The sequence below is a fragment of the Psychrobacter sp. 219-2-C genome (assembly GCF_049560815.1).
In the GTDB taxonomy this organism is placed as follows: Bacteria; Pseudomonadota; Gammaproteobacteria; order Pseudomonadales; family Moraxellaceae; genus Psychrobacter; species Psychrobacter faecalis.
Map to the genome: position 1 here is coordinate 1306098 of NZ_CP186933.1, position 26489 is coordinate 1332586.

Consider the following 26489-nt stretch of genomic DNA (forward strand, 5'->3'; position numbering starts at 1 on the left):
TCTATCATGACAACAACACCCGATAACCATTCGGACTATCGGGTGTTTGAGTACTGCCGTTAATAATCTACACCGATTTATCTAGGATAAAACTTACTTTCGTCGCGCTATTTTGCCTTAGCATTTTATCTAAATACAAACGGCTAAGATAGCATCTGTGCAAATTTTTACGCTGGAATTTGCGCATAGCTGATGCCAGCCATTTGCGTAGCCAAACGTAATACCTGCGTGCTATAGCCAACTTCGTTATCGTACCAAATATAAACGATAGCATGATTGTCTGTCAAAATAGTCGCTTGCGCATCAACGATACCGACATGCGTATCACCGACAAAATCAGTCGATACTGCTTCGGTAGAATCTGTATAAGCAATCTGAGTTTGCCACTGACTGCTATTAGACACTTTACGCATGAACTCATTCAACGCATCGGCACTGGCTGGCGCCGTTTTAAGGTTTAAGTTCAAAATTGCTAAGCTGACGTTTGGCGTTGGCACACGAATTGCATTACCCGTTAGTTTGCCGCTAAGCTCTGGTAGGGCTTTACCAACTGCTTTTGCCGCGCCAGTACTGGTGATAACCATATTCAATACCGCGCTGCGGCCACGGCGATCAGCTTTATGATAGTTATCAATTAAGTTTTGATCGTTGGTGAACGAGTGAATAGTTTCTACGTGACCATTCTCAATACCGTACTCATCATTTAAAACTTTGAGCGTTGGGGTAATCGCGTTGGTCGTACAGCTCGCTGCACTGACGATAGTGTCATCGCCGACCGTATCGTTATTGACGCCATAAACGACGTTTTTAATCTCACCGCCAGCAGGAGCCGTTAGCAATACTTTTTTCACGCCAGTCGATTGCAAATGCTTGCCAAGACCGTCTTCATCTTTCCAGATGCCAGTATTATCGATGACCAATGCATCGTTGATACCATAAGCCGTATAGTCAATCTCGCTTGGGTCTTTGGCATAAATGACTTGTACAAAGCGGCCATTGATAATCAAACCATTGTTTTCATCATCGACAACGACGCCACCAGCGAAGCTACCATGGATTGAATCACGCTCAAGCAATGAAGCACGCTTAGCCAGATCGCCCGCTGCTGCTGGACGCACCACAATGGCTTTTAGCTGTAAGCCTTTAGCGCTTGACGCTTGTGACAATAAAAGACGCGTTAAGATACGACCAATACGGCCAAAACCGTATAGCACCACATCCGTTGCGCCATTGCTTGCAGCGTTATTGTTGTTAACAGACTCTAATGCCGCTTGTAAATCACTGTCATTAGCAATTAATTGACCAACATCGATACGCGCCGCTTGGATGTCTTTATTCTCTGCAAGCGTTTTAACCATCGCTAAAGTATCCGCGACAGCGATAGGTTTAGCACCTTTATCACGCAGCGCGACTTTTTGATGCAATGCCAGTATTTGACCCACAGAGGTTGTATCTAGCGTATCACCAAACAATGTCACTTGCACATCTTGCTCATTATAAAGCTTATTTAATAAGCCCATAAGCTCAATGGCTTGTTGCTCTTGTTGGTTATAATTGCTCAAATGGTCTTGATGTAATTGGCGTAAGGTATCAGCGTTGCTCACGAGAAACATCCTTTTGGTCAGTAATTAAATAGCTGTAAAGTAGAAAGAAATATAAATAGATAGGTCATCATTACTTAAATAATGATATTAAAACGGTCATGCTCGACTTTGGCAGTAGTAATTAGCAATAGTAACTATTAGCAACTAGCGTCACAGTCTTTATCGTCACCGTCTTTAGATAAGGTGGATTTTAGCCTAAAACGCCCTATTTTGCTAGTGATAACCGAATTTGACGTACTTATCGCGTTTTTCATAGCTTTATAAGTTGCTTGTTAAAAATAAAGGCAGCTTGCACTGCTGCTCTATTGTCAATTAATAACAACCTATGCAAAAATAGGACAATTATAAAATACTTATATGGTTGTGCCATGTATGGTGATAAAAAGCTTAAGGAACCAACTTTACTGTCTGATTGGTCTGCGTGGTAAGTTTAAACTCTTTTAAATCATAGCCCTGTTGCTGAGCAATCTGGCGGTATTTTGCATAAGTTTCTTGGCTCACATTTGGTGAACGCGCTAGCAACCATAGATAGTCTTTATCCGGCGTGCCAACCAATGCTGTTTTGTAGTCTGCATCATGTGCGAGTATCCAATAATCGGCACGACCGACGGGCAACCAGCGAATCCAAGAAGGTAAGAAAGTTACCTTTAATTTGCTGCCCGTACTATCTGCTGGTTTGGCTAAGCCTTCAGCGGTAATTCCTGAACCGTCTTGCGCTTTGCATTGGTTAATCACCTTGATGCCTGAACTGTCGGTCTTTTCAACATAAGTCGCGGTCACGTCACTGGCACAATTGCGCTGAAAATACATCGGTAAACGACCTATCTCATACCAAGTGCCGGCGTATTTTTTCAGATCAACGCTATCAACTGTGGTTGGTACACTTGCAGACTTATGAATGATGGCACTCGGCTTGATGGCTAATGTCTCGGTGCTGGTTTTATCCGTCGTTGCATTAGCCGTCACATTAGCTTTAGCCGCGCTATTGACGGGTGGCGTCGCCGCATACGCTGAAAACGCCGCCAGCGGTATGATAATTGCTAAAGCAATACCTGTGTGTTTAATAAGTCCATTCATAAATATACGCTCCGGTATTGTTGGTAAACCCATATCTTCATTGACGTCGTCTATATCAACAGTTTCAGCAGTAATTGACTTATTGAAGTTATTACTTTCAATTAAGCTTTTCGCTGAGCTGTTAATTTCACTGTCAATATTGATATCGGAAGTATTGAGGTCAGTAGTTTTTTGTACTTTTTTATAAGCAAGCGCTTTTTTGTATCCGCCGCCATCTTGAAAACTGCGGCTTTGCAAATCTTGAGTGCTTTTAAAACTTGTATTATCTTCATCTTGGCGGTGATTGCTTTTCTGAATCAATGCAGGCGTGGCGGCTATAGGCGCGTTTTGTCCACTCTTTTTATAGCCAAATTCATTATCTGTTGCCAAGGTATTTAGAGCGACATCGTCTACTGACATGTCGTTGGCGCTATCGTTGTGATAGCTGGCGTCGTTGCTGGCATTACTCGATTGTGACGTATTATCTGTCTTGCGATAACCTTTTTTTAAATAGTTTTTATCAAGGTAATGCTGACTTGATTTAGTCTTCTGTGATTGAGAACCAGCTGCCTGCGAATCAGGCCATGCTGACTTAGGTAACTTATTGGTTTTCATAGGAGTACCATTTATTAATAGTGTTAGTTAAAATTTTTCATTTATCAAATTTTATAGCGATTAACTCAGTATAAATAATGCTCAACAATCACTTTAAATACAAAAGACAGATGAGTGAAAATTAAATACTGGATTACTTATATTTACTATACCTTTCAGTGGCGCTGTGATGAATAAAATCACGATAGATAAGAGGTGGTTGGATAGCAATTGGTTAAATAGCAAATGATTGGATAAAAAGTTGCTAGATGAATCGCCCTTAACAAACTGATTTTGCGCCCTTTGGTAATTTTCAGGTTTATAATAATGGCAAAGGGCTAAGCAAAACAGTGTAGCAATGTAGGAAAACGCAACGGTTTGTAAGTAATTCTGTATTTACGCCATACAAGCAATACATAGTTACCTTGTGTAAAAATAGATTTAAAATCAGTGGTTTGTCCCCATTAAATCCTACTCTTGTATGGCCTTACATTTGCTTTCAGTTTTTGATTTACCTTTCATATTTTGGTTAATTATTGGCCTAAAATATACTCTCAAATACTATAAATACCATCTTAAAAATTACCGCAAAAACTGACGAATGCCAGCAATAGCAATACCACCATACTGCTCTGCTTGTGTGCTCATTTTCGGCGATAAACCACCGAGTCCAATCACTGGCATATCGGCTAATTCTGCTAATATTGACCACGCTTGCCAGCCAAGTGGCTCTGTATCAGGATGAGTTTGGGTTGCTAAAACTGGCGATAGAAAAATACCGATAACGGGTGGTAATTGTTGCTCTAAACGTCTATGAGCCAACTTATTAGCGGCAGCGATACTTTGGGCGTCGTGGCAGCTAATGATTAATGGATAGTTTAATAAATGGTTTGTAGACAAATCGTCGTGAATTACATTTTGGCTTTGGTGAATATCGTTATTAATATCGCTTAAGCCGCGTATAAGCTGTGTCTGGGTTAACTGCTTTGCGACGATTTGATGGTTTATAGCTTGCTTATGTGCTTGGTCGCTTTCAAATTCAGCTGGTACAATCGCCTGTATATCTGCACGCAAGCGTAATAACTGCGCTATATTATTATCTGCATCCATGGCTTTTGGACGGACATAAACCCAAGCATCATGCGCCAAATGCGCTGCATGAAATTGTAGCCAAGCTGCTGCTGGATCAGCCGCGTCGTTGAAGTGTGCCAATGGATAAGTAATTGCTATCTGTTGTGGTAAGCGCAACCAGGCAAGAATGGTCTTATTAGCGGCTGGCAGATGGTAATCTTCTGCCAATAACTTCGATTTATCTACCCAAGTTAATGCTTGTCCCTCCAATCCCTGCTGGCAATGTCTATGCTGTTCATACTGCTGCGCACTTAGTGCTACCTTGTAAACCTGTAAGCAAACCTGCTTATCGCCATAGTCATGATGCAGCCGACCGAGTTTTACCGAAGTATTATTCGCGATATCAATGCCCGTCTCTTCAGCGACTTCGCGTATCAGCGCTTGCTGAGCGGTTTCATTAGGATCTATCTTGCCGCCTACAAACTCATAACGATTACCTTGATGCTGCGATGCATTTCTAAAACCGAGCAAATAACGATGCTGATAATAAATGACCGCCACCGCAACATTGACGATTTTTAGCGGTTTAGGAGCACTTGCCTCATTTTTAGCGAACGAATTTTTGCTTGAAGCCTCTACATGACTGCTCATTCTATTGCCCTTTATAATGGTACGACTGTTTTGATTTATAGCGTTTGTAAATGCTGCTTTATATAAGTTTACATAATAACTGTGATTTATTTTATCAAATAGCTTGCAAAAGCTTTCAATGTAAATGATAATTATTATCGTTAATAACTTACTTTACCCACTGTCTTATCTTTAATTATTTTATCAAAAGGAATTTACTATGAGCATGGTCATCTCTCGTTATTTAAACTGCCGCGAAAACCGTTTGCCTACGCTACAGTCGCAGCACCTATTTGCGCTAACCAAAGAAGTGCGTATCGAGCACGAAGGCGAAGAATATCGCTTACGCTTAACGCGCAATAACCGCTTAATTTTGACCAAATAAATCAACTGCTCACCGCATAAAAAAACGCCTTTTGATAAAGGCGTTTTTTTATTGCATTAAATGAACCACTAACAAGCGACTTAAAAATCGACAGTATAGTAAGGTTATTAAAAGCTTAAGTGCTTAGAACTGCCAACTATAAACCACATCGACCGCGTTTTCCGCCGCTGAAGTTGCTTCGACATAAATGCGGCGCGTTAGCTGATAACGGATAGATAGGCTATTTTGTGCATTAAACACCCCGACTCCGTAGCGAATATACAAATCAGGGGTTACATAACCAGTAACGTTGACGTTGGTGTCATCACTGCTGCCTGACGCATCAACGGTTAGGCTTTGGAAGCCAAACGCTTGACCTATCTGGTTGGTCAGATTGCGCGTGCCACTCAGCCCAAAGCTTAGTCCCGCCGCTGCAAGGTTATTGGTCACCTGCGATTTAAAGCCTTGCTCACTGATTTGCGTCGCGCTCTTATTATTAATACGGCCCGTTATCAAGGCATTCATCGCTTGCTGCTGGGTTAAGCCAGCATTGTTAAAGACGATAATATTTGGATTTTCTGTATTGCCTTTAACGCGTACGCCGACGGTCTTACCGCTGATGGTTTTCACCGCCTCAATGCTCAGATTTGGTTTCATCACATCGCCATTAAAACGCACCTGACCGTAATTCAGCTCTAAGCTCTGACCAAAAATATTGACATTGGTACGGCGAGAAACCTGCACGACGCCTTTGGCGCGCATAACGCCTGTGCCATTTTGGGTCACATTAATCGCCCCTGCTAACGGAATCACTGCACCAAAACCGCGGAAATTGATGTCATCGCCCAAGTCAATACCGATGTCGGCATTGATTGACCAAGGTTTTGAAATCGCTAAAACCTCATCAATATTACCAATCAAACGGCGATCAAGAACCACCGCATCTTCGGTTTGAGTAATGATATCTTCACTGGCTTCTGGTGGACGAATGGTCGCTGACGGCACACTGACCGCGCCAGTAATATTGACATAACGGTCACCCGGACGCACGATAATGTCGATATCAGGGTTAATCTCAGCCAACAATAATGGCGGCTGGGTCAATACCAAACGCTCGCCAATGATGCTGAGCTTAGCTTGCAGTTTTTGTTGCCAATTTACCGTACCAGTCAGCTTGCCCGTACCGGTACCACTATTAAAAGTGCCGTCGATATTCGCCTGCGTACCACGAATTTTGGCATCGACATTGACCTTTCTTAAATTGATTGGTAAATCTAGCATCGCAATACGGCCATCAGCCAATTTCACATCGCCATAAAACTGCGGTTTATCGAGCGTCCCACCCAAACCACCTGCCATAGTGATATTGCCTTCGAGCACGCGCATACCGGGGAAGAAAGGCTTAAACACTGCCAAATTCAGCTCATTGAGCACCAGCGCACCCGAGATAGGTTTCGGTGTTTTATAAGGGTCAACGATAACCTCAGCATAGCCACGCGCTCCGCGACCAGTATTGATATCCGTGCGCAGTTTGATGCCTTCAGGGACCGACAAAGCAATGACTGACACGCGCTTATAAGGTAAGGTAACCGGCTGACTATCGCCATCTTGCATCAAGCCGATTTTGCCGTTGTCAGAATACAGCGTGGTATTGATCGTCGGCGGACGACCACGTTGCCAACCGACAATGGCTTTACCATTAATTTTCGCTTGCCAATCAATATCCTTGGGTAAGAATACGGAAAACAGCGAAGTATCCAAGTTTTGTACCGCTAAATTGACTTGACCTGCCGCTGGTGAAGCAATGAGATTCTCGCGTAAACACAGCTTGCCCGTTTGGTCGGTCGCCTGCCAACAGTGGGCGGCAAGCTGCACTTTTAAGTCAGTAGAATTATTACCTTGCTTTTTGGGTAAATTGACAATTAATTGTGCAGGTTGTAGTTGGTTTAACGTCGCATATTTTGATTTGATACGCCCTTTACCAATCACCCCTGACCAACTGAGCTTATCGCGATTAAAACCACCCTTGAGCCGAGCGGCGATAGCAAGTTCATCATTTGCCACTTCAAGATTGACCACATGGGCCTGCTCAGTGCCATTAAAAGTCGCATTGACCTTTTTAAAGCTCTGACCTGCCGCATCCAAACCTTCGGCGCTAATAATAAGCTGGCTTGGGCTATTGGCCAAATTGACCAGCTTACCGCGAATACGACCTTGACGCAAAATAAAGCCCGGTAGCGCTAGTCGCTCACCAACCAAGTCGATATAAATCGTGGGCAGCGCTTGGCCTGCGGGCTGCGACAAGGTTGCGCCGCCCGTCACTTTACCAGCAAGCTTATCTGAGAGCTGGTCAAGACTGGTGATATTAATCTTAGCTTGTAGCTGTTTAGCATTGCCATTGGCAGTAAGATAATTGTCGCCCCAACGCAGCACCAAATTATTGGCATTTAAGCTATCGATTAGCGCATTGACTTGCTGATACTGTGCCTGTGCATCCTGTGCTTGTAAGCGTTTAAAGTAACTGCCCAAGTCTTTTGGTAGGCGCAGCTTCGCCGCCAGACTACCTTTGGCACTGAGCGGCTGGCCTTTTAGCACGCCACTTAGGTTAACTTGTTTGATATTAACGATTTGCTGATTGTCACCCCAGCGCCCATCGGTATCAATAGTGCCAGTAATGGTACTTGGGATATCTTTAAAGAAATAACCCAAGTTAAAGCGATTCATCACCGCCTTGACATCCCAAGCGATACCTTTACGCACATCGACCGTACCATTGGCATCGATACTACCTGCGGCGCCGACATGGCGGAAACGCTTGATACGAATCAGCTGCGCGTCACCACTGGCGTCAATGCTAAGTTTACCGGCTGGCAGTTGCTCAGCGTCCAATACACCATCGAATTTCACCACAAAGTTTTTCAGCTTACCCTTTGCGTTAGTATTAGCATTAGTATTGGCTTGGTTCTTTGGCGGCGTTTGCCACACGCCGCTGGTTTTTAAATCACCGGTGATAATGGCGGCATTATTGGGTAAAAAATAGCCGAGGTTAAATTTATCAAAGCGGCCATCGACCGTCCAGCCAATGTTTTGACGTAAGTCAATAACACCGTTCGCTTTTACTGCGCCGGCTTCACCGTTATAGTTGAGTTTACGAATACGAATCAGCTTTGGCGTACCAGCAGCATCAATCGATAAACTGCCCTTTGGTACGTCAGCGGTATCAATATGACCATCAAAACGAGCATCAAAAACAGACAGCTCGCCGCCGATAATATCAACGCTGGCATCACCGCTGCCCGTGATACCAATAGCGCGGCTATCTTGGCTGGCATCAAGATTTGCTTTTAAATCGGTATTAGTAAAGCTAATAATATGGCGCTGACCTTTGACACGGTTTTTACTGATATTGAGCATGCGCCCGCGCGCATTGATATGCCCTGTTAAGCGCTCAAGCGGTATGTCACTACGATATTTTTTGGGTAACAAACCCGTGGTACGCGCATCAATTTGCCACGTTAGCGGGCGTTTTTTACTGGCCAGTTGAATCTGCCCTGTACCAGATAGGTCGCCTACTATACCTTTGTAATTAAGACGGTTGATATTAATCACGTCACCGGCTTTACGCACGCGCACATCGTAGTTGCCTTTAGGGGCGGCATTTAACTCATTAATCACCGCTTTGCTATCGACCGATAAATTCGAGCCGCGGATAATAACATTGGCTTGTCCGCTTGGACTGTCGACATTACCAATATTAGGCAAATTGCGGCGTACCAAATTTTGCCACTTGGCGTCGATATACCAAGGTGTGACTTGCTTAGAATTGGCGCTGCGACCACGAGCAGGCGTTTTGCCGCGCACGATATTGGCATTGAGATGCTCACCATCGCGCTGACGCAAATCTGCATCCATCTCTAGATTGCCATTTTTATTTTTATGCTGATAATGTACCGATAAGCGACCATTGAGCTTTTGCGGCGCATAGGGTTTAAAGTCGGCATATTCAGCTGGAATCGCCTGTCGAATATCAAAATTACTGCCTGTGGCGCGGACTACCGCATCAAAACTCTCTTTCCAGTCCAAAATACCTTGCAATGTCAAATTGCCTGCTGGTACTTGCGCATCCAAACGATCAACGCGCAGCTGACTGTTGGCGATAATACCGCGACCTTGATAGTGACCCGATGGGATATCTTTAGCGGTCAGCTCGGTATTGATACGCAGACGTATCTCCGAGATGACGCCCGACGCGGTCGCCATGCCGCTTTTTAGGTGGATATTTTGGCTATCGGCATAAGGAATTAAAATATCGTCCCATTTAAGTTTCGCTTGAAACGGCGAACCTTCATCTAAGCCTTGCACCACAAAATCACCGCTGACATCGCTGTCGTTATAACGGCTACGGACTTTACCAACGGTACGTTTTAGCGTACCGGTTGCGGTGATATTTAACGGGTCGATGTAGGCTTTTTCTAACGCACTTACCTCGACAATTCCGCTCAAATCTAAAGGATAGTCGCCTTGTAAATCTGCCTGACCTTTTAAAGCGCTGACTTTTACAATATCTGCATACTGCAATTTGCCGCGCCCAACGTTCACCACGCTACCAACCCAAGTCAAATCTCGCGCTTCGATATCATGCACGACGATAGGGTCTTTGGTGACTTGTTTATAAATAATGGTTTTTATTTTTGCTTGATCAAAGCGCAAATTGACTGGCAAGCTAAGCGTTCGATAATCAAACGGCTCGCCCGTTGGTGGCTTATTATTGATAATCTCAATGGTTTGAATGTCGGCATCACGCAGATGCACTTCTTTGGCAAATACCGCGCGCCAGCCTATTTTGACATAAGCTTTATCGACCAATATCTCAAGGTCTTCGGTGGCGTTGATATCGATATCGCTGACCCAAATACCATCGCGCAGATTACCCCGACCGTATTTAAACTTAACCCCCGTCTCGGCACTGATTTTTTCTAAAATGAATTTTGTGCCTGACTCAGTACCGACCGCATATAAAAATATGGCGAACATAATCGCCAGTACAATCAAAATAAGGACCGTTAATTTGAGCAAAAAAGACAGGGGAAACCAACGTCTAACAGCGCGGGCATCGCGCTGTGCTGGATCTTCATCCGAGGGCTTATTTGGCGGGGTATTTTTGGTCAACATGACACTCAGCTATGTTAAAGAAGGATTACCAGCAAGCGCTAGAATGAAAAATAAGTCTGTTTTTAGTTTCTATTAGGGCTGGTTATAAGCACTGGTGTTAGGCGTACTTATAGCAGCCATTTATAAAGGTGACCCGATAAACAGATGCAGTCTAACAGGGATGCTATCTTCCGTCACGCCAGCAGCAACATCGACACGTACCACACCAACCGGCGACGCCCAGCGGATACCGACGCCGACGCCAACTTTGGTGTCGGTTTCAAAATCTTTGTCATAGGCATTACCGACATCGGTAAAGACTGCGCCGCGGAAACCTGGTCTAAACTCATAGTTATATTCCGCGCTGCCGACTGCCAGGATTTGTCCTCCGGTGAGATAGCCCTTCTCAATCGGTGATAGGCTTTCGTAATCATAACCTCGAATACTTTGATCGCCGCCAGCAAAGAAGCGCAGTTTATAAGGCACTTCATAAAAATCATCCGCCCAGATATAACCGGTATTTAAACTGCCCAGCACTTGGTGTTTATCGTCAGCCCCGAAGCTATAAAGACCGCTCACACCCGCGCGTAAAATTGCCATATCGGTATCGCTTAGCAGACTTTCTGAACCTGCTTCAAGCGCATAATACTGACGGAACCCGCGGGTAGGATTGGCAGCATTATCGACGTCTGTTTTGCTCATGCCATAACCAAATAACAAAGCGTGCTGCGTCGGTTTCGAGGAAGTAAAGCGCACTGGCAGATTGTCTAATTCTTCCTCATCGACACCAGTTTCTAACTCATCTAAACGGTAGCGTACAGAATAGCTACGATCCCAACCGTTTTCACGGCGGATATTACGCGCCAATGCTGCTTTTAAGGTTTTGGTAGATAAGTCAAAATTACCTTCACCTTGGTCGATGACCTCTTCTTCATAGGTCAAACGGGCATCCAACTTATCGTTTAGCGGATGCTTCCATGGTCGACTGCCATACACGGCAACATTTTTGGTAATACGCGATACTTCGGTTTCTGCCCCTGCTTGATAGCCTTTACGATTGATCAGATTATAATCTATCTTAGCAGTGGCGCGCACCCCAGTATCGGTACCATAACCGAGACCAACTTGGGCATCACGTGGTTTGTTTGCCGAAACAAAGACGTACAGTGGCACTTTTTTGTTTTCTAACACGTCCTGCGGGGTTTTGCGTCCAGCAAGCGTTGGCGGCACGAAGTTTTCATCGGCAAGGATATTTTCTTCATCAGGGAAGATTTTTTGTGCGACATTACTGATAGAGTCGCTGATTTTACCCAAAATACTAGTGGCTTTTTGGTCTTTTTCATCCAAGACGCGATCATCCGGCAGACGGCTTAAACGTTCAGCTTTTTGTCTAATGGCTTGCAGCTTACCCAAGGTTTCTTCATCGGCTTCAAACTCGATGGCAGCGATATCGGCTGGATTGACTGTCTCACTGCTGGTAGCGTAACGCTCAGCGTCACTTTCGGCTTTGACTGCCTCATCTTGCTCGATATTATTGCTATCGAAGTCATCATCGGTAGTCTCAGCACTACTGCTATTAGGCGTATTATCAAAGGCTAAAGTACTGCTTTCTGTACGCTCGTCTGGCGGCAAAATCGTCTCGACGTTGACAGTATTAAAATAACGGGTCGCCGATAAATCGTTACTAAACTTGGTCACGGCCGGACGATAAAATGGCTCGCCTTCTTCAAAGTCGACCAGCTGCTTTAATAACGACAGTTCAACCGGTAGCTTTTCAGGATCGCGGGTCAGCGTACCCGACTCTTGATCATAAGTAAAAAACACCACTTCATCAAACTTGTAACGATCGCCCGTATTGTAAACCAGCGACACATCGGCGGTATTGTCGGGCAAGATAATATCGACCGATTTATTGAGCCAATATTGATCAAAGTAACCATAGGTATCACTGAGCGATTCAAGCGCCGCCTTACTGTCTTTATAAACGCGGTGATTAAAAATATCGCCCTCTTGTGGCGGTAGGTCTTTTTCCAGCTTGGCAAACTCTTCTCGCTCGCTGCCCTCGCCGCGAATGTCAACAATGCGGCTATCCACGCGTACCGGCTCACCTAACTTTTCAATAATGACATCAATGGTATCGGTAGTTGGTTGGCGCAAACGTAGGGTCACATCATAGTAGCCGACGGCTTTGGCGGCATCTAAGGCGCTTTGTCGTAGACGTGGCAGCGCAGCAGTGAAATCAACCACAGATTGCAAGGTAGTGTCATCAATAGCGGCTTTGATATTCTTAAAGGGCTGAATATCATCATCGGCTTTGGTTAATTTTGGTTTAGCATTCCTTGTACTGTTTTGAGCGTTGTTTTTGCTATTATCGTTTAAATTATCTGCGGCAGCTTGTTGCAAATAAATGGTCGTCTCAACATGCGGTAGGGTGACAACGCCACCATTAAAAAAGCGATTATAAAGGCGCTTAACAATATTGCCTTTTTTGTTACGTGCTATCGGTTTGGGTTTCGCCGCTTGTTCGATACTTTCTTTTACCGCATTGACATCGTTTTCATAGTTAGGCAAATAATCATCAGGATTGATGCTGTCCGACTGGGCATTTTCTATACCACTATCCATGTCCACACTAGTCGCGCTATCGCCAGTGCCACTACCAACCGAGTCGCTGACGTCAATAGGACGCGACATCACATCATCTGTCTCCGCCTGCTTAGCAGCGGCCTCATTTCTACCCAAGGTTTCAAGATTGCTTGGTGCTGGTAAATTGGTAGCATCTAAACTCACATCGAGCCCAATTGGCGGCGTGCTATCGTCTAACCTTGCAACAGGCGCATCAAATGCGCCATCTAAAGCTTGAAAGTCATTGTCGTCATAACGCATGCCATCGATATTATTAACGGCATTACTTTGAGTGATATTGCCGATATCTTGAGCGTTTTGCTTATCCATCGCCGCCAGCTCGCGATCAATCTCGTCAGGCGTCATCATCTGATAGCCTTGTTGCTGCACGCTATTAACTTGCTGCTCTAAGTTTTCATTGCTGTCAAATGCTTGGTTGTTGCCTAGACTATCTATGCCATTACCGATAGCACTAGCAAAGTCATTAATACTATCGATATCATTATTTGATAACTGGGACTTATCCGTGTTATTTGCTTGCGCGGTGGCGTTTTTGTTAGGATTTTTAATACCTAAGTTCTGCTCGCTATAATCATCCAATACCGATTGATCGATAATACCTTCTTCAACGGCTTTTTTTAGACGCAAGGCGTCCAAAGCAATATCAAGCTGGCTGTCTTCATAGGCATCTTTAGAAAGTGCTCGTTTAGACGAGGACTGAGCCGAAGAATTGGAAGGCGGTTTTGGCGTTGGTGGCTGCGATTGTCGTTGCGGCTGTGCAGTGGTCGCATCATTGCCACTATTTTTGATAAGTTGGCTGCTGCTTGCATTATTGGCCGTATTATTATTTAAATCAGTGGCGGCAAGAGCACTAGGCGCGATAGCAACACTGACCCCAAAACCAACCAAACTGGTGGTCAATGCCCGAAATAGCGCCGTACGCGTAAAACAAACACGAGGGTTATCCATAGGATTTATATGAGTAGGATGAGCAAATTTAGCCGAACACAGCGGCGCATTTGACGCAGCAGCAGGCGGTATCCCCGATGAGTGGCGCGCTAGAGTTGAAGGCTGGTGTTTCATATTTATTTCCTATCACCTCACGCGGCACAAGTGACGGTCGATGGCAATCGCCTCGTCTTACCGGTGAATAAACGTAGAACAGTTCGCTGACATTAAAGGTTTGGACGGCTAAAATTTACAAATCATAACTTAGTTAATTCTCAAATCATAGCACTGTGCGCATGTATTTTTACCAAAGCCTTGCTATTATACGGCGTAACATCGATAAAACCTACGCTATATTTCGATAAGTTTTTGATAGTATTGATAATTGTTTATCTGCCAATCACTGCGTAAAAGTTTGTTTTCTCCTTTATTAGCCGCGACCCATCTGTAGGAATCTTCATGGCCAATCAGTTTCAACTCTTTAAACATCGCCGGTTTAATGCCATGTTTTTTACCCAATTTTTGGGTGCTTTTAATGACAATATCTTTAAGCAAGCACTGATACTGGTGCTGACCTATACTGCTGCCAGCCAATTGGGCATGGAAGTCAGTATTTTAAATAACTTGGCGGCGATGTTGTTTATTTTGCCGTACTTTTTATTTTCGGCATTGGCAGGGCAAATTGCCGATAAGTTTGAAAAATCGAAACTGACGCGCTTAATTAAATTGCTTGAGATAGGCATTATGATTATCGCTGCTGTCGGCTTTGTCTTTGAATGGTACGCGCTGTTATTTGTGGCACTGTTTTTGATGGGGACGCAATCGACGTTTTTTGGGCCGATTAAGTATGCGTACTTGCCGCAAGCGATGAGGGAAAATGAGCTGGTCGGTGCCAATGGTCTGTTTCAAATGGGCACCTCGCTTGCCATTTTGCTTGGTATGATTATCGCTGGGGTATTGACCCAAATTACCCAGCCGCTATTTTGGATAAGTGTGACGGTGCTTTTTGTTGCGGCGATAGGCTATTTTGCCGCCCGTTTTATTCCTACCATGTCAGCGATGCAGCCTGATTTGAAGATTAATTGGAATATCTTTACCACCAGTATGGCGACGGTGCGTTATTTATACTCGTTGCCTTTTTTATTCTTTGTCATTCTTGGTAATAGCTGGTTTTGGTTTTATGGCGCGACGTTTTTGACCCAAACGCCAGAATTTAGCAAAGTCATTTTGCATGGCGATGAATCCGTGGTGATTTTCTTATTAACGCTATTTTCAGTTGGGGTGTCGATTGGCTCGCTACTGTGCAAATCCCTGACCAAAAATCAAGTCAGTCTGCGCCTACTGCCCTTTGGCATTACAGGTTTGAGCATTTTTGCCATTGATTTATATTTTTCTTTGTCAGGGCTCAAACTCAATGTCAGCTCGGCTGCACTATTTGGTATCAGTGATTTATGGGGTCTGAGCGGTAGCTGGCGCGTGTTTGCCGACTTGTTCTTTTTGGGCTTTAGCGGCGGTTTATACATCGTGCCTTTATACGCCTCTATGCAGGCTTATGCACCAAAAAGCCATCGCGCGCGTATCGTCGGTGCCAATAATATCTTTAACGCCATTTTTATGGTGTGTTCGGCGATTTTCTCGATTGTGGTATTAAATGCGCTGGGTCTAAATTTGCCGCAACTGTTTTTAGTTACCGGCTTATTAAATATTATCTTTGGTATATTTTTATATCTTAAGCTTAATAAACACATCAAACACGCCGTTATCCAAACTCATGATGACGAGAAAAATCGATACGACTAGCGTCAAACGCAATATGAATCGGCAAGCCAATAATTTCGCTGCCGAGATTGTCTATTGTTTGTTATAGTGGTTTGATAAGTGTTGTCTGATAGGCTTAGTGGCCTATTAAATAGCTTAAACCTATTCATCATAAGTTCTATTTATAATTCATACAGCCATCAGGAGTGAATCATGGCGCAGCGTCCCTTATCAAAAATTGACCAGCTATTACTTGGCGTAGATAAAGCATTGCGAGCGGTTGTACCGCATTCAAATCCTAGCACTCGCCCGCTGCCTGTTAGCAGTGATGAGATTCCTGAGCTGAGTATCAACGAAGCCCGTCATGTCGCAGGCTTGATGCGTATCAATCATACGGGCGAAGTCTGCGCCCAAGGGCTGTATCACGGGCAAGCGTTTGCCGCAAAAAACGATGACGTCAAGCAAGCCATGCAGCAATCTGCTGAAGAAGAAGTCGATCATCTAGTTTGGTGCGAGGTTCGCTTAGATGAGCTTGGCAGCCATCCTAGTATTTTTACGCCTTTATGGTACGGCATGTCATTTGGGCTTGGCGCGGTAGCAGGGGCGATTTCTAACGAGTTTAGCTTGGGCTTTGTCGCCGAAACCGAAGCGCAAGTTAGTGAGCATTTGCAAGACCATATCGGTCAATTGCCACCGCAAGATCAACGCTCAAGAGAAATACTGGCGCAAATGGATATTGAAGAATTACATCACCGCGAGTTGGCGCTGGCAAATGGCGGCGCGGCATTGTCGCCACTAGTACGCCACACGATGCGCTGGATGGCCAATCGCATGAAAGCCACGGCTTATCATTTATAAGCGTTTATCATCTATAATACGCAGACGCTACTAATCTGCATCTTTTTTTAGTGGCTACAGACGGCATTATTCTGTGCTTTTAACAATCCTACTACTGTTAGCAGTCAGATTAATTTGCTAGGGTATGAAAAATTTGTACGATTTTACGGAATGCCAAAACCTAACGATCAATCAATGGATGAATAGATAACAAGTCAGTAACTACAATAACTGATAAACGACAACGATTAAAAGGTAATTATTTTTATGAAAGCCATCAGCCAAACCCCTATTTCTAATAAAGCATCGCACTCTAGTAAAGCGCCCCACTCTAGTAAAGCGCCTAGGCTTGCGACTCTAACGGCACTCGCTGCCGCTTGTGCCATGCTGCTATCAGCGCCGGCAAATGCAGCTGAAGAAGCGAATACCGCCGCAGCGCCCGCTACGAGCAGCACAGCAGTACCTAGCGCTATCGATTCTAGTAAACGTATCATTCGCCTAGCCAAGCCAAATGCAACGATTAGCACGGCGCCAACTGATGCTCAAGCCAATGTTGGAGTTGAGACTGGCGCTCAAAACAATGTTGAGCAGAATACCGTCCAACCAACTAACATAGCGCAATCAGCTAATAATCAAGCCCTTAATACGCAGCAAGGCAATACGCAGCAAAGCAATGTCCAGCAGGCTATTGTCCAACCAAACCGTGCGCCTTTAAATACTGCGCAAAATGCTGCCCAACCACCAGCCGTACCAACACCAGACACGTCCGAGTTGACCGGTACGACGCGCGTTTATGAGCGTGGTCCTATCACTGCGACGGGGATTGATTTACGCAGTGGTCAGCTGCCAAATATCCCAACCCCGCAAGTGAATATTTCAGATATCAGCTTTGTCCCTACCGTGCTCATACCGCAGCAGCAAGGACTTGGCACTGATAAACTGGACGTCAGCTTACTCGATGACTTTATCAAAGAAGTCTCACCAAATGCGCGCCATTATCCACCAAACTTCCCGAACCGCACCCAGCGCCACAACGCCCGTGAAAAAATCAAAGTCTTGACTGAATGGATTGAGCCGTATGCCAAAGCGCCAAATGCCTCGTACGATGTCTTAGTTCGCGCCGCCAAACTCAATGGCATGGGACGCAACTTAGATTTAGGCTCAGAATACACGGTACGTGGCGGACAATATATCGATCGCGCCATTAAACTTAAACCAAATAGCGGCGAGGCCAACTTTATCTATGGCATGATGCTCTCAGAAGGTGGCGGTTTTAAAGAAGGTCAAAAATATCTTGATAAAGCCGTTACTCTTGGTTACACCGAAGCTGAGCAGAGTCTTGCGCAATCTGACTTGTTAAGTGATCGCCGTGATAAGGCGTTAGAGCGTTTACGCCGCTTGGCACAACAAAACCCTGACAACGCTATTATTCGTCAACAAATTAAGCTGATCGAGGACGGTAAATTCTATATTTGGGATATCCCTGCCCCAGATATTAATATCAAACCAAGCACTTAATTCTTTGTGATAGAAACGTAAAGTGTTAGCTATTTGGTAAAATGATAGCTCACACCGATTTCTAAAGAGCTGTAAAAAGCGCGCTGCAATTATGATTAATAATGTGAGCGCGCTTTTTTGTGCTTAATTTAGAAATATCTAAGTGGGTTTTGTTAAGCATTGCCTATCCATCTTTTCGATAGTATTTCGTGCTATATGAATATAAGATAGATGACTATAAGATAACAACTACAATAGTTGAATAGCTCGACTTACGTTACACTCATGCTGCTATATAAAGGTGGTATTTATCACTTATTTATGATGCGTTGCTGATACTTATTACTGGAATGACCTATGATATTTGCTGACCTTGCCAACGATATGCCGTCGCTAGAACATAAGTATAAGTATAAGTATAAGTACAAGTACAAGCGTAAAAACAAGACGCCTTTTGCTCTACTCGCAGTGGTCGCCGCCATGGCAATATTACCTGCCTGTAGCACCGTCTCCGTCAATAAACAGCCCTCAGAAAAGACTATCGCCGCCCAGCGCGGCAATATTGTCACCGATAACAAATTGAGTAGCGATACTGCCTCAGTCCTATTGTCAACCGGGCTTAATGAGCAAGCGTGTATGCAGCAGTTTAACCTCTGCCTAACGCAGCTTACCGACAGCATGCTAAATGAACATTATCGCCCAGCTTTGGCAGTATTTGCTGAATTACACTACGCCAAAGCGCGCCAGCTTGGCGAATCTAAAGACTGCCGCAATGCCCTCGCCCGCCCGCCACTTGACCCTTATTATGCCAACGCGCCTTTAAGCGACACTGATGCCAAGGCACAGCAAAAAAGAACCGATAGCTGCTTGATTGGCTATCAAGAACGTTTATTTGATGCCATTAAAACCAGTTATACCTATTTATTTTATGACAGCTTAGAGCATGATTTTGAAGGTGCGGATAAAGAAACCAGACGCTCACACGCGCAAAGTCGTATTCCAAGTGAGATGGATATCCAAACCCAAGACATCTATAACGCCGCCAGTAACGATGTGATTACCCAGCTCTATCAAACGGCTGATGGTGGCGGTAAAATGATGGGTAATACCAAGGTAGAATACTTACCGACGTCCGCAAGTACTGCCACTAGCAGCGAGCGAGCAGTAATTGCCAATCGCACGGCCGTCAAGGGGCGACCAACTGACCAAATCAAAGTCATGAAAATGCACATAGACGATTACAATCTCAATGTCTATTTGCCCAACGAAAATAACTACCTCAAAAATGCCAACCAACAAACCGCTGCCCTAACCGATTTGGTCTCGACCTATGAGCTACGCCTCTCTGGACTAAACTCTATTAGTAAGCGCCCAGGTCTGGGTATCAGCTTGGTAGCTTCATTGGACGACCGCTATACCACTACCATTCGTCAATTATTAATCTCGTCGTTAGCAGATAGGACGGGCAGACTGCATCAAGAAAGCCCTCGTCGAACAGCCAGCGATATAAACGAAAGCTCGAAAGACCCCTCAAAGAATAGCTTGGACAGTGATGATGCCATTACGCGGATTTATCCGACCGGACATTTACTGATGACCGGGCTGATTAAGCCGACGGGCAATAGCGTGCTTGATACCCTGAGCAGCAAACAGCTTGATATTCATTTATACAACCCTTACCGCAGCGAGAGCGCCAATATCTTAGGTGACGATTATCCACTGGCGGCAAACTTTTCAGCAGGTTACGGCTTATGGTTGGCAGAAAACCAGCTCGATGGCGTCGGTTATCTAAACCTGATTACCCGTAAAAAAGAAACCAGTTTACCCAAGCTCTTTATGCTCGAACCTTATGATGCTGATAAGCGCGTCATCATCATGCTGCACGGTTTGGCCTCAAGCCCAGCGACATGGGTCAACTTAACCAACGATATTTTTAATGACGACAAACTGCGCAATAACTATCAAGTTTGGCAGATTTTTTATCCAACCAACTTGCCTATTTTGGAAAATCGTTATCAAATCCAAAAGCTCATCAATACCGCTTATGAAAAAACCGACCCGACAGGGCAAAATATTGCCAGCAAAAACAGCGTCATTATCAGTCATAGTATGGGCGGTATCATTGCGCGTATGATGCTGTCTGACGAAAACTTGCTCGATGATTTGGACCGACTTGACGACCACAATGCGCTGTCCATGAATGAGAAACGTCAAATACGTGAGGCGATCAAGCAGTCTGCGGGCAAAGAGCAGCTAAAAGAGCGTTTTGAGCTTAAAACTTTGCCACAAGTAGATACGGCAGTATTTTTATCGTCGCCGTTTCGCGGTACCGATTATGCCGACCGCTGGTTCACGCGCGCGCTACGCCGCATCGTGTATCTGCCCGTTGGTTTGGTAAAAACGGTGACCGATAACTTAGCAGCCTTGGCCATCCAAGGCGATTTGGCCCAGAACCCGCTCGGCGCGCTATATTTACAAAATGGCGCCAGTCAATTAAGTGACAAATCGTCTTTTATTCAATTAACCAAAGATATCCGTATCAACGACCGTATCACCTATCATTCAATCATCGCCAATAACGATGCTGATATTACCCGAGGTTTGGCAGAAATGCAGCCTGCTGGAGCAAAGCTCGACTTGTCCGAAGAGATAACAGAAAATGACCATGCAGAGGACGTTATCGACGTTGATGACAGCAATGCGCTGTTAACGGATAGTGATGAGTTGCCAGGTCAACCGCTGGTCGCCGCCGTGACAGTCGATGGCGAGATTGGGCAAGCACTCACCGAGCAGCTGTCAGATGGTATCGTGCCCTACACCAGCGCTCACCTCGATGGTGCAGCGTCAGAGACGGTTATTAACGGCGGTCATAGCATCCAAGAAAACCCGCAAACCATTTTGACCTTACGCCGTATTTTGCATCAACAATTACAGCAGCAAGATACAAACTAAATTTCACCTATATAAAAAGCTTTGAATTCTTATTATTAAAATTTGTTTTTTTATATTACTGTTTGGTATCTATTGATAACAATAGTTAAACAATGACTATTATTTCAAAGATTATTGGCTAATATTGTAATTGGTTTATGAACGCATAGGTGTGTGATAGCACACTTGTGCAACTTGCGTGTGCGTAAGGTGAAGCGCATAATACTAAAACGTTTAATATGAATAAAACGATCATTTGATGAATATTTAATAGTTTATAAGGATATGAATTATTTACTTTGGCTAAATAGTCGGCCCTAAAGTTTTTGAGTCTTACCCTACGGTAATGAATAAAACATAAGGGTAATGAACGCTATTTTAGTTAAATTTTTATCTTAATTACATTTGCCGCTAACTAATATTTAGCGATTGCCCGTAATAATAAGCGCCCTGATTGATGGACGGTTACGGACAGTTACTTGCGCGTATCATGGAAGCCAACGCTATTCAGCTAACAGATAAGGGTAACCGTTTATGTTCGCTACATTTATGATTGATCAAATGGATGCGTTGATGCTCGCGCGCATTCAGTTTGCCTTCGTTATTTCCTGGCATATTATCTTCCCCGCTTTTTCTATCGGTCTTGCCAGCTGGTTGACCGTGCTTGAATTTCGCTGGCTGAGAACTGGCGAGCCCATTTATGTTGAAGTATACAAACATTGGGTCAAGATTTTCGCCGTCGTCTTCGGACTGGGCGTGGTATCGGGTGTGGTCATGTCCTATCAGTTCGGAACTAACTGGGCCGTGTTCTCCGACAGAGCTGGTAATATCTTAGGCCCATTATTGGCGTTTGAAGTCTTAACGGCGTTTTTCTTAGAAGCGTCCTTCTTAGGGATTATGCTCTTTGGTTGGGGACGGGTGAGCAAACGCATGCATTTTGCCTCCACCGCTATCGTTGCCATTGGTACGATGATTTCAGGATTTTGGATTTTGGCCGCCAACAGCTTTATGCAAACGCCGCAAGGTTTTATGCTGGGCGCTGATGGTCTGTTATACCCCACCAACTGGATTGAGATTATCTTTAATCCTTCGTTCCCTTATCGCTATGCCCATATGATGACAGCAGCCTTTTTAACCACCGCCTTTGTGGTTGGCGGTATTGGCGCTTATTATTTACAGTCCAAAAAGCACGTTGAGCATCGGCAGCATGGTCGAGTCATGCTCGGCATGGCGATGATTATGGCGATATTTGTGGCGCCAGCGCAGGTCCTCATCGGTGATGAGCATGGCTTAAACACTCTTGAGCATCAGCCAGCTAAAGTCGCAGCGATGGAAGGGATTTGGGAAGATGAGCGCGGTGCGGCATTGCGGCTATTTGCCATACCGGACCAAAAGAACCAAACCAATAACTATGAGCTTAGCATTCCTTATGTCTCCGGTTTGATTCTCACCCATTCACTAGATGGCGAAGTCAAAGGTCTTAAAAATTGGGTACCAGAAGATCAGCCGCCCGTTATGATTGTATTTTGGGCATTTCGTATCATGGTTGGTATTGGTATGTTAATGGTGCTCATCGGTTTATTTAGTCTTTATAAGTACTTTAAAAAGCAGCAGTTCGATCCTGAGAGTAAGCTCTTCCACCGTGCGTGGATGATGATGACGCCGCTTGGCTTTATAGCGTTACTTGCCGGCTGGTTTGTGACCGAAACAGGTCGTCAACCTTATACAATATATGGGGTTATTCGTACTGCTGAGAGTATGTCACCTATCGCAGCGCAGCAAGTGGCGACAACCTTGATTGGCTTTATCGTGCTATATGCCTTTGTATTTGGCGCGGGCAGCTTTTATATTTTGCGCCTCATTGCACAAGGACCCAAACCGTACGAGGATCCGTCGGATGATCATTTCTATGATCACTCTGTCACCGAAGCCCAAGGTCGCACGCTAAGCGGTGATAAGCGCGCTGCTGATAAAACCAAAGGGCCTGAAGAAGGTTCGGACGAACCTGCTGACGACGTCGATGATGGAGGGTTACGCTAATGTTTAACTATGGTGATGTATTAGATTTACCCTTAATCTGGGGTGGCTTGATTGCGCTATCAGTCTTTATCTACGTCTTACTAGATGGTTTTGATTTGGGCTGCGGCATCTTATTTCCGTTTGCAGGCTCTGATAAAAACCGTAGCCGCATGATGAACTCTATCGCGCCTTTTTGGGATGGTAACGAGACTTGGCTGGTACTGGGCGGCGGTGGTTTATTCGCCGCCTTCCCTGTCGCTTACGGCATCATTATGAGCGGTCTTTATCTGCCAGTTATCTTTATGCTGTTTGGCTTAATTATGCGTGGCGTGGCATTTGAATTCCGTTTTAAAGCCACCGCCCATCGCTACGTTTGGGATGGTTTCTTTTTTATCGGCTCTGTCGTTGCGACGTTTGCCCAAGGTATTATGCTTGGGGCGCTGGTTCAAGGCTTAGAGGCCAGCAATCGTCTGTATACAGGCGGCCCTTTTGATTGGTTCTCGCCTTTTTCTATCATGTGCGGTTTTGCGCTATTGATTGGTTATGCGCTACTGGGCTCTACTTGGCTGATTATCAAAACCGAACATACGCTGCAAGTCTGGGCACGCAAAGTATCAGGTTGGCTGCTCACCGCCTTAATCGTCGCGATGATTGCGGTGACGATATTCATGTATTTTTCAGATATCGAAGCGCTGGAAGGCTGGTTTAGTTTACCAGGGCTGTTATATCTAGCGCCGATGCCAATTATCGTCTTGCTCTTATTCTTCTTTATGCGTAAAGATTTAACCACTGAGCGCGAGTATCGTCCATTTTTATTGACCGTTGCGTTATTTTTGATGGGTTATATCGGCGTTTGTATAGCGATATTCCCATATATCGTACCGTATCAAATGACAATTTATGAAGCAGCAGCGGCTGATACTTCGCTCTCCTTTATGCTCATCGGCGCCGGTATTATGTTACCTATTATCTTAAGCTACACGGCTTTCGCGTATTATACTTTTAAAGGTAAAACCGACCACGAGCACATGTATTAAATAAGCTGCGGCTATTATCTATCTAGTAAGGATAGTAGCCGCGCTTAGCTTAATCCGCTCATGAATATGTGATGACTGATTATTAAAAAATGGCTTAGATTAGAAAGGTAGTTTGAAGTTAGAAAATAGCTTGGAGTTAAAAGGCAGTTTGGAGATAGTGATGAAAAAACTCAGTAAAAAACAGTCGCAATGGGCTTGGTTTATAGGCTTATATTTGGCGGGTTTTTTGGTTGTTTTTACCATTGCCCGATTAATAAAATTGGCAATGGGTGTATAAAATCTCTTTTATCAAAACCTAGCGCCATAAAAAAGCAGCGCTGAATAGTAAATATTCAGCGCTGCTTTTTTGCTTTAACTTTGACTGTCGTAAAACCGTTTATGCGCCGCGATGATTATCGACACTGTGATTTTCTATACTGCGATTTTCTATATAGTCATTGATTTGCGTTAGGCGCTCGGGCGTACCGACGTCTATCCAATTGTCTTTAATCACCTCAGCGGTAATTTGGAACTTTAGCATTGCTTGTTTTAACAAGGGCGCAAGGGCTGCCGGTTGTCCTGTTACCAGCCCATCAACCAGTCTTGGTGAGATGACACTGATGCCAGCAAAGGTATATTTGTCCGCATCGGCAATCGGCTGCTCGCTTGCCAGTCCATTATTGATAGCAAAGTCGCCGCCATTATTATGCTCAGGATTATCAATCAATAATAAGTGCGCTCGTTGGTCAGCGCCTAACGGGTAATCTCGCAACTGCGCAAAATCATAGGTCGTCCAAATATCAGAGTTGACTAAGATAAAAGGCTCATCGCGCAGCTTACGGTTTTGCAGCGCGTTAAAAATCCCACCAGCAGTTTCAAGCGGTTCATCACCTTCATCTGACCAATGCAGCGTTACGCCATACTCTGCACCATCACCCAATGTCTGCATCAGCTTGTCTGCAAGCCATGAGGCATTGATAGTGATATCAGTAATGCCAGCAGCTTGTAGCGCCTTGATATGCCAGACAATAAGCGGCTGCCCGCCTACTTCCACCAAAGGCTTTGGCGTCTCGAGTGTGAGCGGACGCAGGCGCGTACCTTTGCCAGCCGCCAAAATCATCGCTTGCGTTATTACCGACATACACGCTCCTTGTTGTTGGCTGTATGATTGCCTATTATTCATTATCGACTGTTTTAAACAAAGTAAAAGCGTTGAATACTGTCATCGCTTTTATTTTGCTCATGCTGTTTAAATATACTGTTGTACAAATTTATGTTGATAAGCAGGCAAGATAGACTCTCGCAGCCATTCATTAAAAGGGGTAACCGCTTGCTGCATATTGGAATTACCATGTTCTGCCAGCCATTCTAGCTCAAAAATCAGGTCACGCATGACTTTTGGAATATCGGCCAAATAGCGGCTTTTACCATCACGCTCAAACAGGCGGATAAAAATACCCAGCACTTTTAAATGCCGTTGTACGCCCATGACATTGACATCATTTTCAAACTGCGCTGCATTATCAGCTGTCGCAAGCTCTGCCTGTTTTTGCAATTGCCAGCAGTCCTGTATCCAGCTTGATACCTGATCCTCTGGCCATTCTACATAAGCATCGCGTACTAAAGACACCAAATCATAGCTATACGCGCCTATCACCGCATCTTGAAAATCAATCACGCCCAAGCGCGTATGATCTGCTTGGTCTTGCATAAGGTTGCGACTGTGATAATCACGATGGACGATGACCTGCGGCTGCGCCAAAATCTCAGCGATTAAAGCCGTTTTAAGATTTTCCCAAAGCGTTTGCGCAAGCTCTATACCAATATAAGGAATAAACCACTCGCTAAACAAATCCATCTCACGGTTTAGTAGGGCAGCATCATAATCTGGTAATTGATGATCCGTCTTTGCGGTCGCCACTGACACCGCTTGTAAGGCAACCAAAGTGCGCAGCGCTAATTGATAGTAATCATTCACCTGAGCGGCTGGCGCATCGACCAGCAGATGAGCAAATTCTACCGTACCAAAATCTTGCAATACCAAAAAGCCTTTTGCCATGTCTTGAGCGACGAGTGTCGGGACATTGATTGCTGGCGCCATCAGTTTTGCGACATTGATAAACTGCTGCAACGCGTCTTGTTCATCGGCTGAATCCATGACAATATAGCGCCCTGTTTCGACAGCATCATTATCAAGTAATTGAATACGGTGATATTGGCGCGCGCTGGCATCGCCCGGCAGACTATCAAGAATAAATTTTTGGTTGGCAAACACGTCTTGCAGCCATTGCTCTAACTGCTGCTGGCGCGTACCAGTCACGCTAGGTACTGTCATGGTTTTATCCGTCATAAAAAGCATCGCAAATTAAATATCAGTCATAAATAAGT

General features: G+C 44.7%; 14 protein-coding genes. 7 read left to right on the plus strand and 7 right to left on the minus strand.

Features of this window, described 5'->3' with window-relative positions; all coding sequences use genetic code 11:
- Window positions 1-167 precede the first annotated feature (167 nt).
- From ACPEGP_RS05240 to ACPEGP_RS05250, 3 genes are all read right to left on the minus strand, one after another.
- Entirely contained in the window at window positions 168-1613 is a 1446-nt protein-coding gene (locus tag ACPEGP_RS05240; RefSeq protein WP_201591664.1) for a glyceraldehyde-3-phosphate dehydrogenase, read from the minus strand.
- Window positions 1614-1991: 378 nt separating this feature from the next.
- Window positions 1992-3275 (minus strand): lipocalin family protein, encoded by a 1284-nt coding sequence (locus ACPEGP_RS05245; RefSeq protein WP_423814154.1) that lies wholly within the window; start codon window positions 3273-3275, stop codon window positions 1992-1994.
- 561 nt (window positions 3276-3836) lie between these two features.
- Window positions 3837-4976 carry an NUDIX domain-containing protein gene (locus tag ACPEGP_RS05250; protein WP_423814155.1) on the minus strand — a complete coding sequence of 380 codons (1140 nt, stop codon included), beginning with the start codon at window positions 4974-4976 and terminating at the stop codon, window positions 3837-3839.
- A gap of 205 nt (window positions 4977-5181) precedes the next feature.
- Here ACPEGP_RS05250 and hemP point away from each other — a divergent pair, with 205 nt between their 5' ends.
- Window positions 5182-5340: a hemin uptake protein HemP gene (gene hemP / locus ACPEGP_RS05255; RefSeq protein ID WP_227672156.1), complete on the plus strand. Its 159-nt coding sequence runs from the start codon at window positions 5182-5184 to the stop codon at window positions 5338-5340.
- A 123-nt stretch (window positions 5341-5463) separates the two neighbouring features.
- On the opposite strand, the gene ACPEGP_RS05260 is transcribed toward hemP, so the two are convergent.
- Together ACPEGP_RS05260 and ACPEGP_RS05265 are read right to left on the minus strand one after the other, a co-directional pair.
- A complete protein-coding gene (locus ACPEGP_RS05260) occupies window positions 5464-10491 on the minus strand; it encodes a translocation/assembly module TamB domain-containing protein (RefSeq protein WP_423814156.1) in 5028 nt (1675 codons plus the stop codon).
- A gap of 120 nt (window positions 10492-10611) precedes the next feature.
- Entirely contained in the window at window positions 10612-14178 is a 3567-nt protein-coding gene (locus ACPEGP_RS05265; protein ID WP_423814157.1) for an autotransporter assembly complex protein TamA, read from the minus strand.
- 324 nt (window positions 14179-14502) lie between these two features.
- Here ACPEGP_RS05265 and ACPEGP_RS05270 point away from each other — a divergent pair, with 324 nt between their 5' ends.
- The 6 genes from ACPEGP_RS05270 to cydB all read left to right on the plus strand — a co-directional run bounded on the left by ACPEGP_RS05270 (window position 14503) and on the right by cydB (window position 24122).
- Window positions 14503-15843, plus strand: a complete 1341-nt coding sequence (locus ACPEGP_RS05270) for an MFS transporter (protein WP_286796257.1) — start codon at window positions 14503-14505, stop codon at window positions 15841-15843.
- Between the two features lie 171 nt (window positions 15844-16014).
- Window positions 16015-16659 carry a 2-polyprenyl-3-methyl-6-methoxy-1,4-benzoquinone monooxygenase gene (gene coq7 / locus ACPEGP_RS05275; RefSeq protein ID WP_288726365.1) on the plus strand — a complete coding sequence of 215 codons (645 nt, stop codon included), beginning with the start codon at window positions 16015-16017 and terminating at the stop codon, window positions 16657-16659.
- Between the two features lie 246 nt (window positions 16660-16905).
- Window positions 16906-18156, plus strand: coding sequence for a tetratricopeptide repeat protein (locus ACPEGP_RS05280; RefSeq protein WP_423814158.1), 1251 nt, complete (start codon window positions 16906-16908; stop codon window positions 18154-18156).
- Window positions 18157-18492: 336 nt separating this feature from the next.
- Window positions 18493-21087: an esterase/lipase family protein gene (locus ACPEGP_RS05285; RefSeq protein ID WP_423814159.1), complete on the plus strand. Its 2595-nt coding sequence runs from the start codon at window positions 18493-18495 to the stop codon at window positions 21085-21087.
- Window positions 21088-21600: 513 nt separating this feature from the next.
- The gene (locus tag ACPEGP_RS05290) at window positions 21601-23106 is read left to right on the plus strand and encodes a cytochrome ubiquinol oxidase subunit I (protein ID WP_423814160.1); all 1506 of its coding nucleotides are present in this window, start codon (window positions 21601-21603) and stop codon (window positions 23104-23106) included.
- The gene (gene cydB, locus ACPEGP_RS05295; RefSeq protein ID WP_144296532.1) at window positions 23106-24122 is read left to right on the plus strand and encodes a cytochrome d ubiquinol oxidase subunit II; all 1017 of its coding nucleotides are present in this window, start codon (window positions 23106-23108) and stop codon (window positions 24120-24122) included. The genes ACPEGP_RS05290 and cydB overlap by 1 nt, the downstream gene beginning before the upstream one ends.
- A gap of 376 nt (window positions 24123-24498) precedes the next feature.
- Here the strand turns inward: cydB and murU are convergent, their stop codons facing one another.
- Both murU and ACPEGP_RS05305 read right to left on the minus strand, forming a co-directional pair.
- A complete protein-coding gene (murU, locus tag ACPEGP_RS05300) occupies window positions 24499-25242 on the minus strand; it encodes an N-acetylmuramate alpha-1-phosphate uridylyltransferase MurU (RefSeq protein ID WP_423814161.1) in 744 nt (247 codons plus the stop codon).
- A 108-nt stretch (window positions 25243-25350) separates the two neighbouring features.
- Window positions 25351-26460, minus strand: a complete 1110-nt coding sequence (locus ACPEGP_RS05305) for an aminoglycoside phosphotransferase family protein (protein WP_423814162.1) — start codon at window positions 26458-26460, stop codon at window positions 25351-25353.
- Window positions 26461-26489: the final 29 nt, after the last annotated feature.

Coding starts and splice junctions, on each gene's coding strand:
- ACPEGP_RS05270 (WP_286796257.1), top strand. CDS start 14,503: ATGGCCAATCAGTTTCAACTCTTTAAACATCGCCGGTTTAATGCCATG.
- ACPEGP_RS05260 (WP_423814156.1), bottom strand. CDS start 10,491: ATGTTGACCAAAAATACCCCGCCAAATAAGCCCTCGGATGAAGATCCA.
- hemP (WP_227672156.1), top strand. CDS start 5,182: ATGGTCATCTCTCGTTATTTAAACTGCCGCGAAAACCGTTTGCCTACG.
- cydB (WP_144296532.1), top strand. CDS start 23,106: ATGTTTAACTATGGTGATGTATTAGATTTACCCTTAATCTGGGGTGGC.
- murU (WP_423814161.1), bottom strand. CDS start 25,242: ATGTCGGTAATAACGCAAGCGATGATTTTGGCGGCTGGCAAAGGTACG.
- ACPEGP_RS05290 (WP_423814160.1), top strand. CDS start 21,601: ATGTTCGCTACATTTATGATTGATCAAATGGATGCGTTGATGCTCGCG.
- ACPEGP_RS05280 (WP_423814158.1), top strand. CDS start 16,906: ATGAAAGCCATCAGCCAAACCCCTATTTCTAATAAAGCATCGCACTCT.
- ACPEGP_RS05285 (WP_423814159.1), top strand. CDS start 18,493: ATGATATTTGCTGACCTTGCCAACGATATGCCGTCGCTAGAACATAAG.
- ACPEGP_RS05250 (WP_423814155.1), bottom strand. CDS start 4,976: ATGAGCAGTCATGTAGAGGCTTCAAGCAAAAATTCGTTCGCTAAAAAT.
- ACPEGP_RS05240 (WP_201591664.1), bottom strand. CDS start 1,613: ATGTTTCTCGTGAGCAACGCTGATACCTTACGCCAATTACATCAAGAC.
- ACPEGP_RS05245 (WP_423814154.1), bottom strand. CDS start 3,275: ATGAAAACCAATAAGTTACCTAAGTCAGCATGGCCTGATTCGCAGGCA.
- ACPEGP_RS05305 (WP_423814162.1), bottom strand. CDS start 26,460: ATGCTTTTTATGACGGATAAAACCATGACAGTACCTAGCGTGACTGGT.
- ACPEGP_RS05265 (WP_423814157.1), bottom strand. CDS start 14,178: ATGAAACACCAGCCTTCAACTCTAGCGCGCCACTCATCGGGGATACCG.
- coq7 (WP_288726365.1), top strand. CDS start 16,015: ATGGCGCAGCGTCCCTTATCAAAAATTGACCAGCTATTACTTGGCGTA.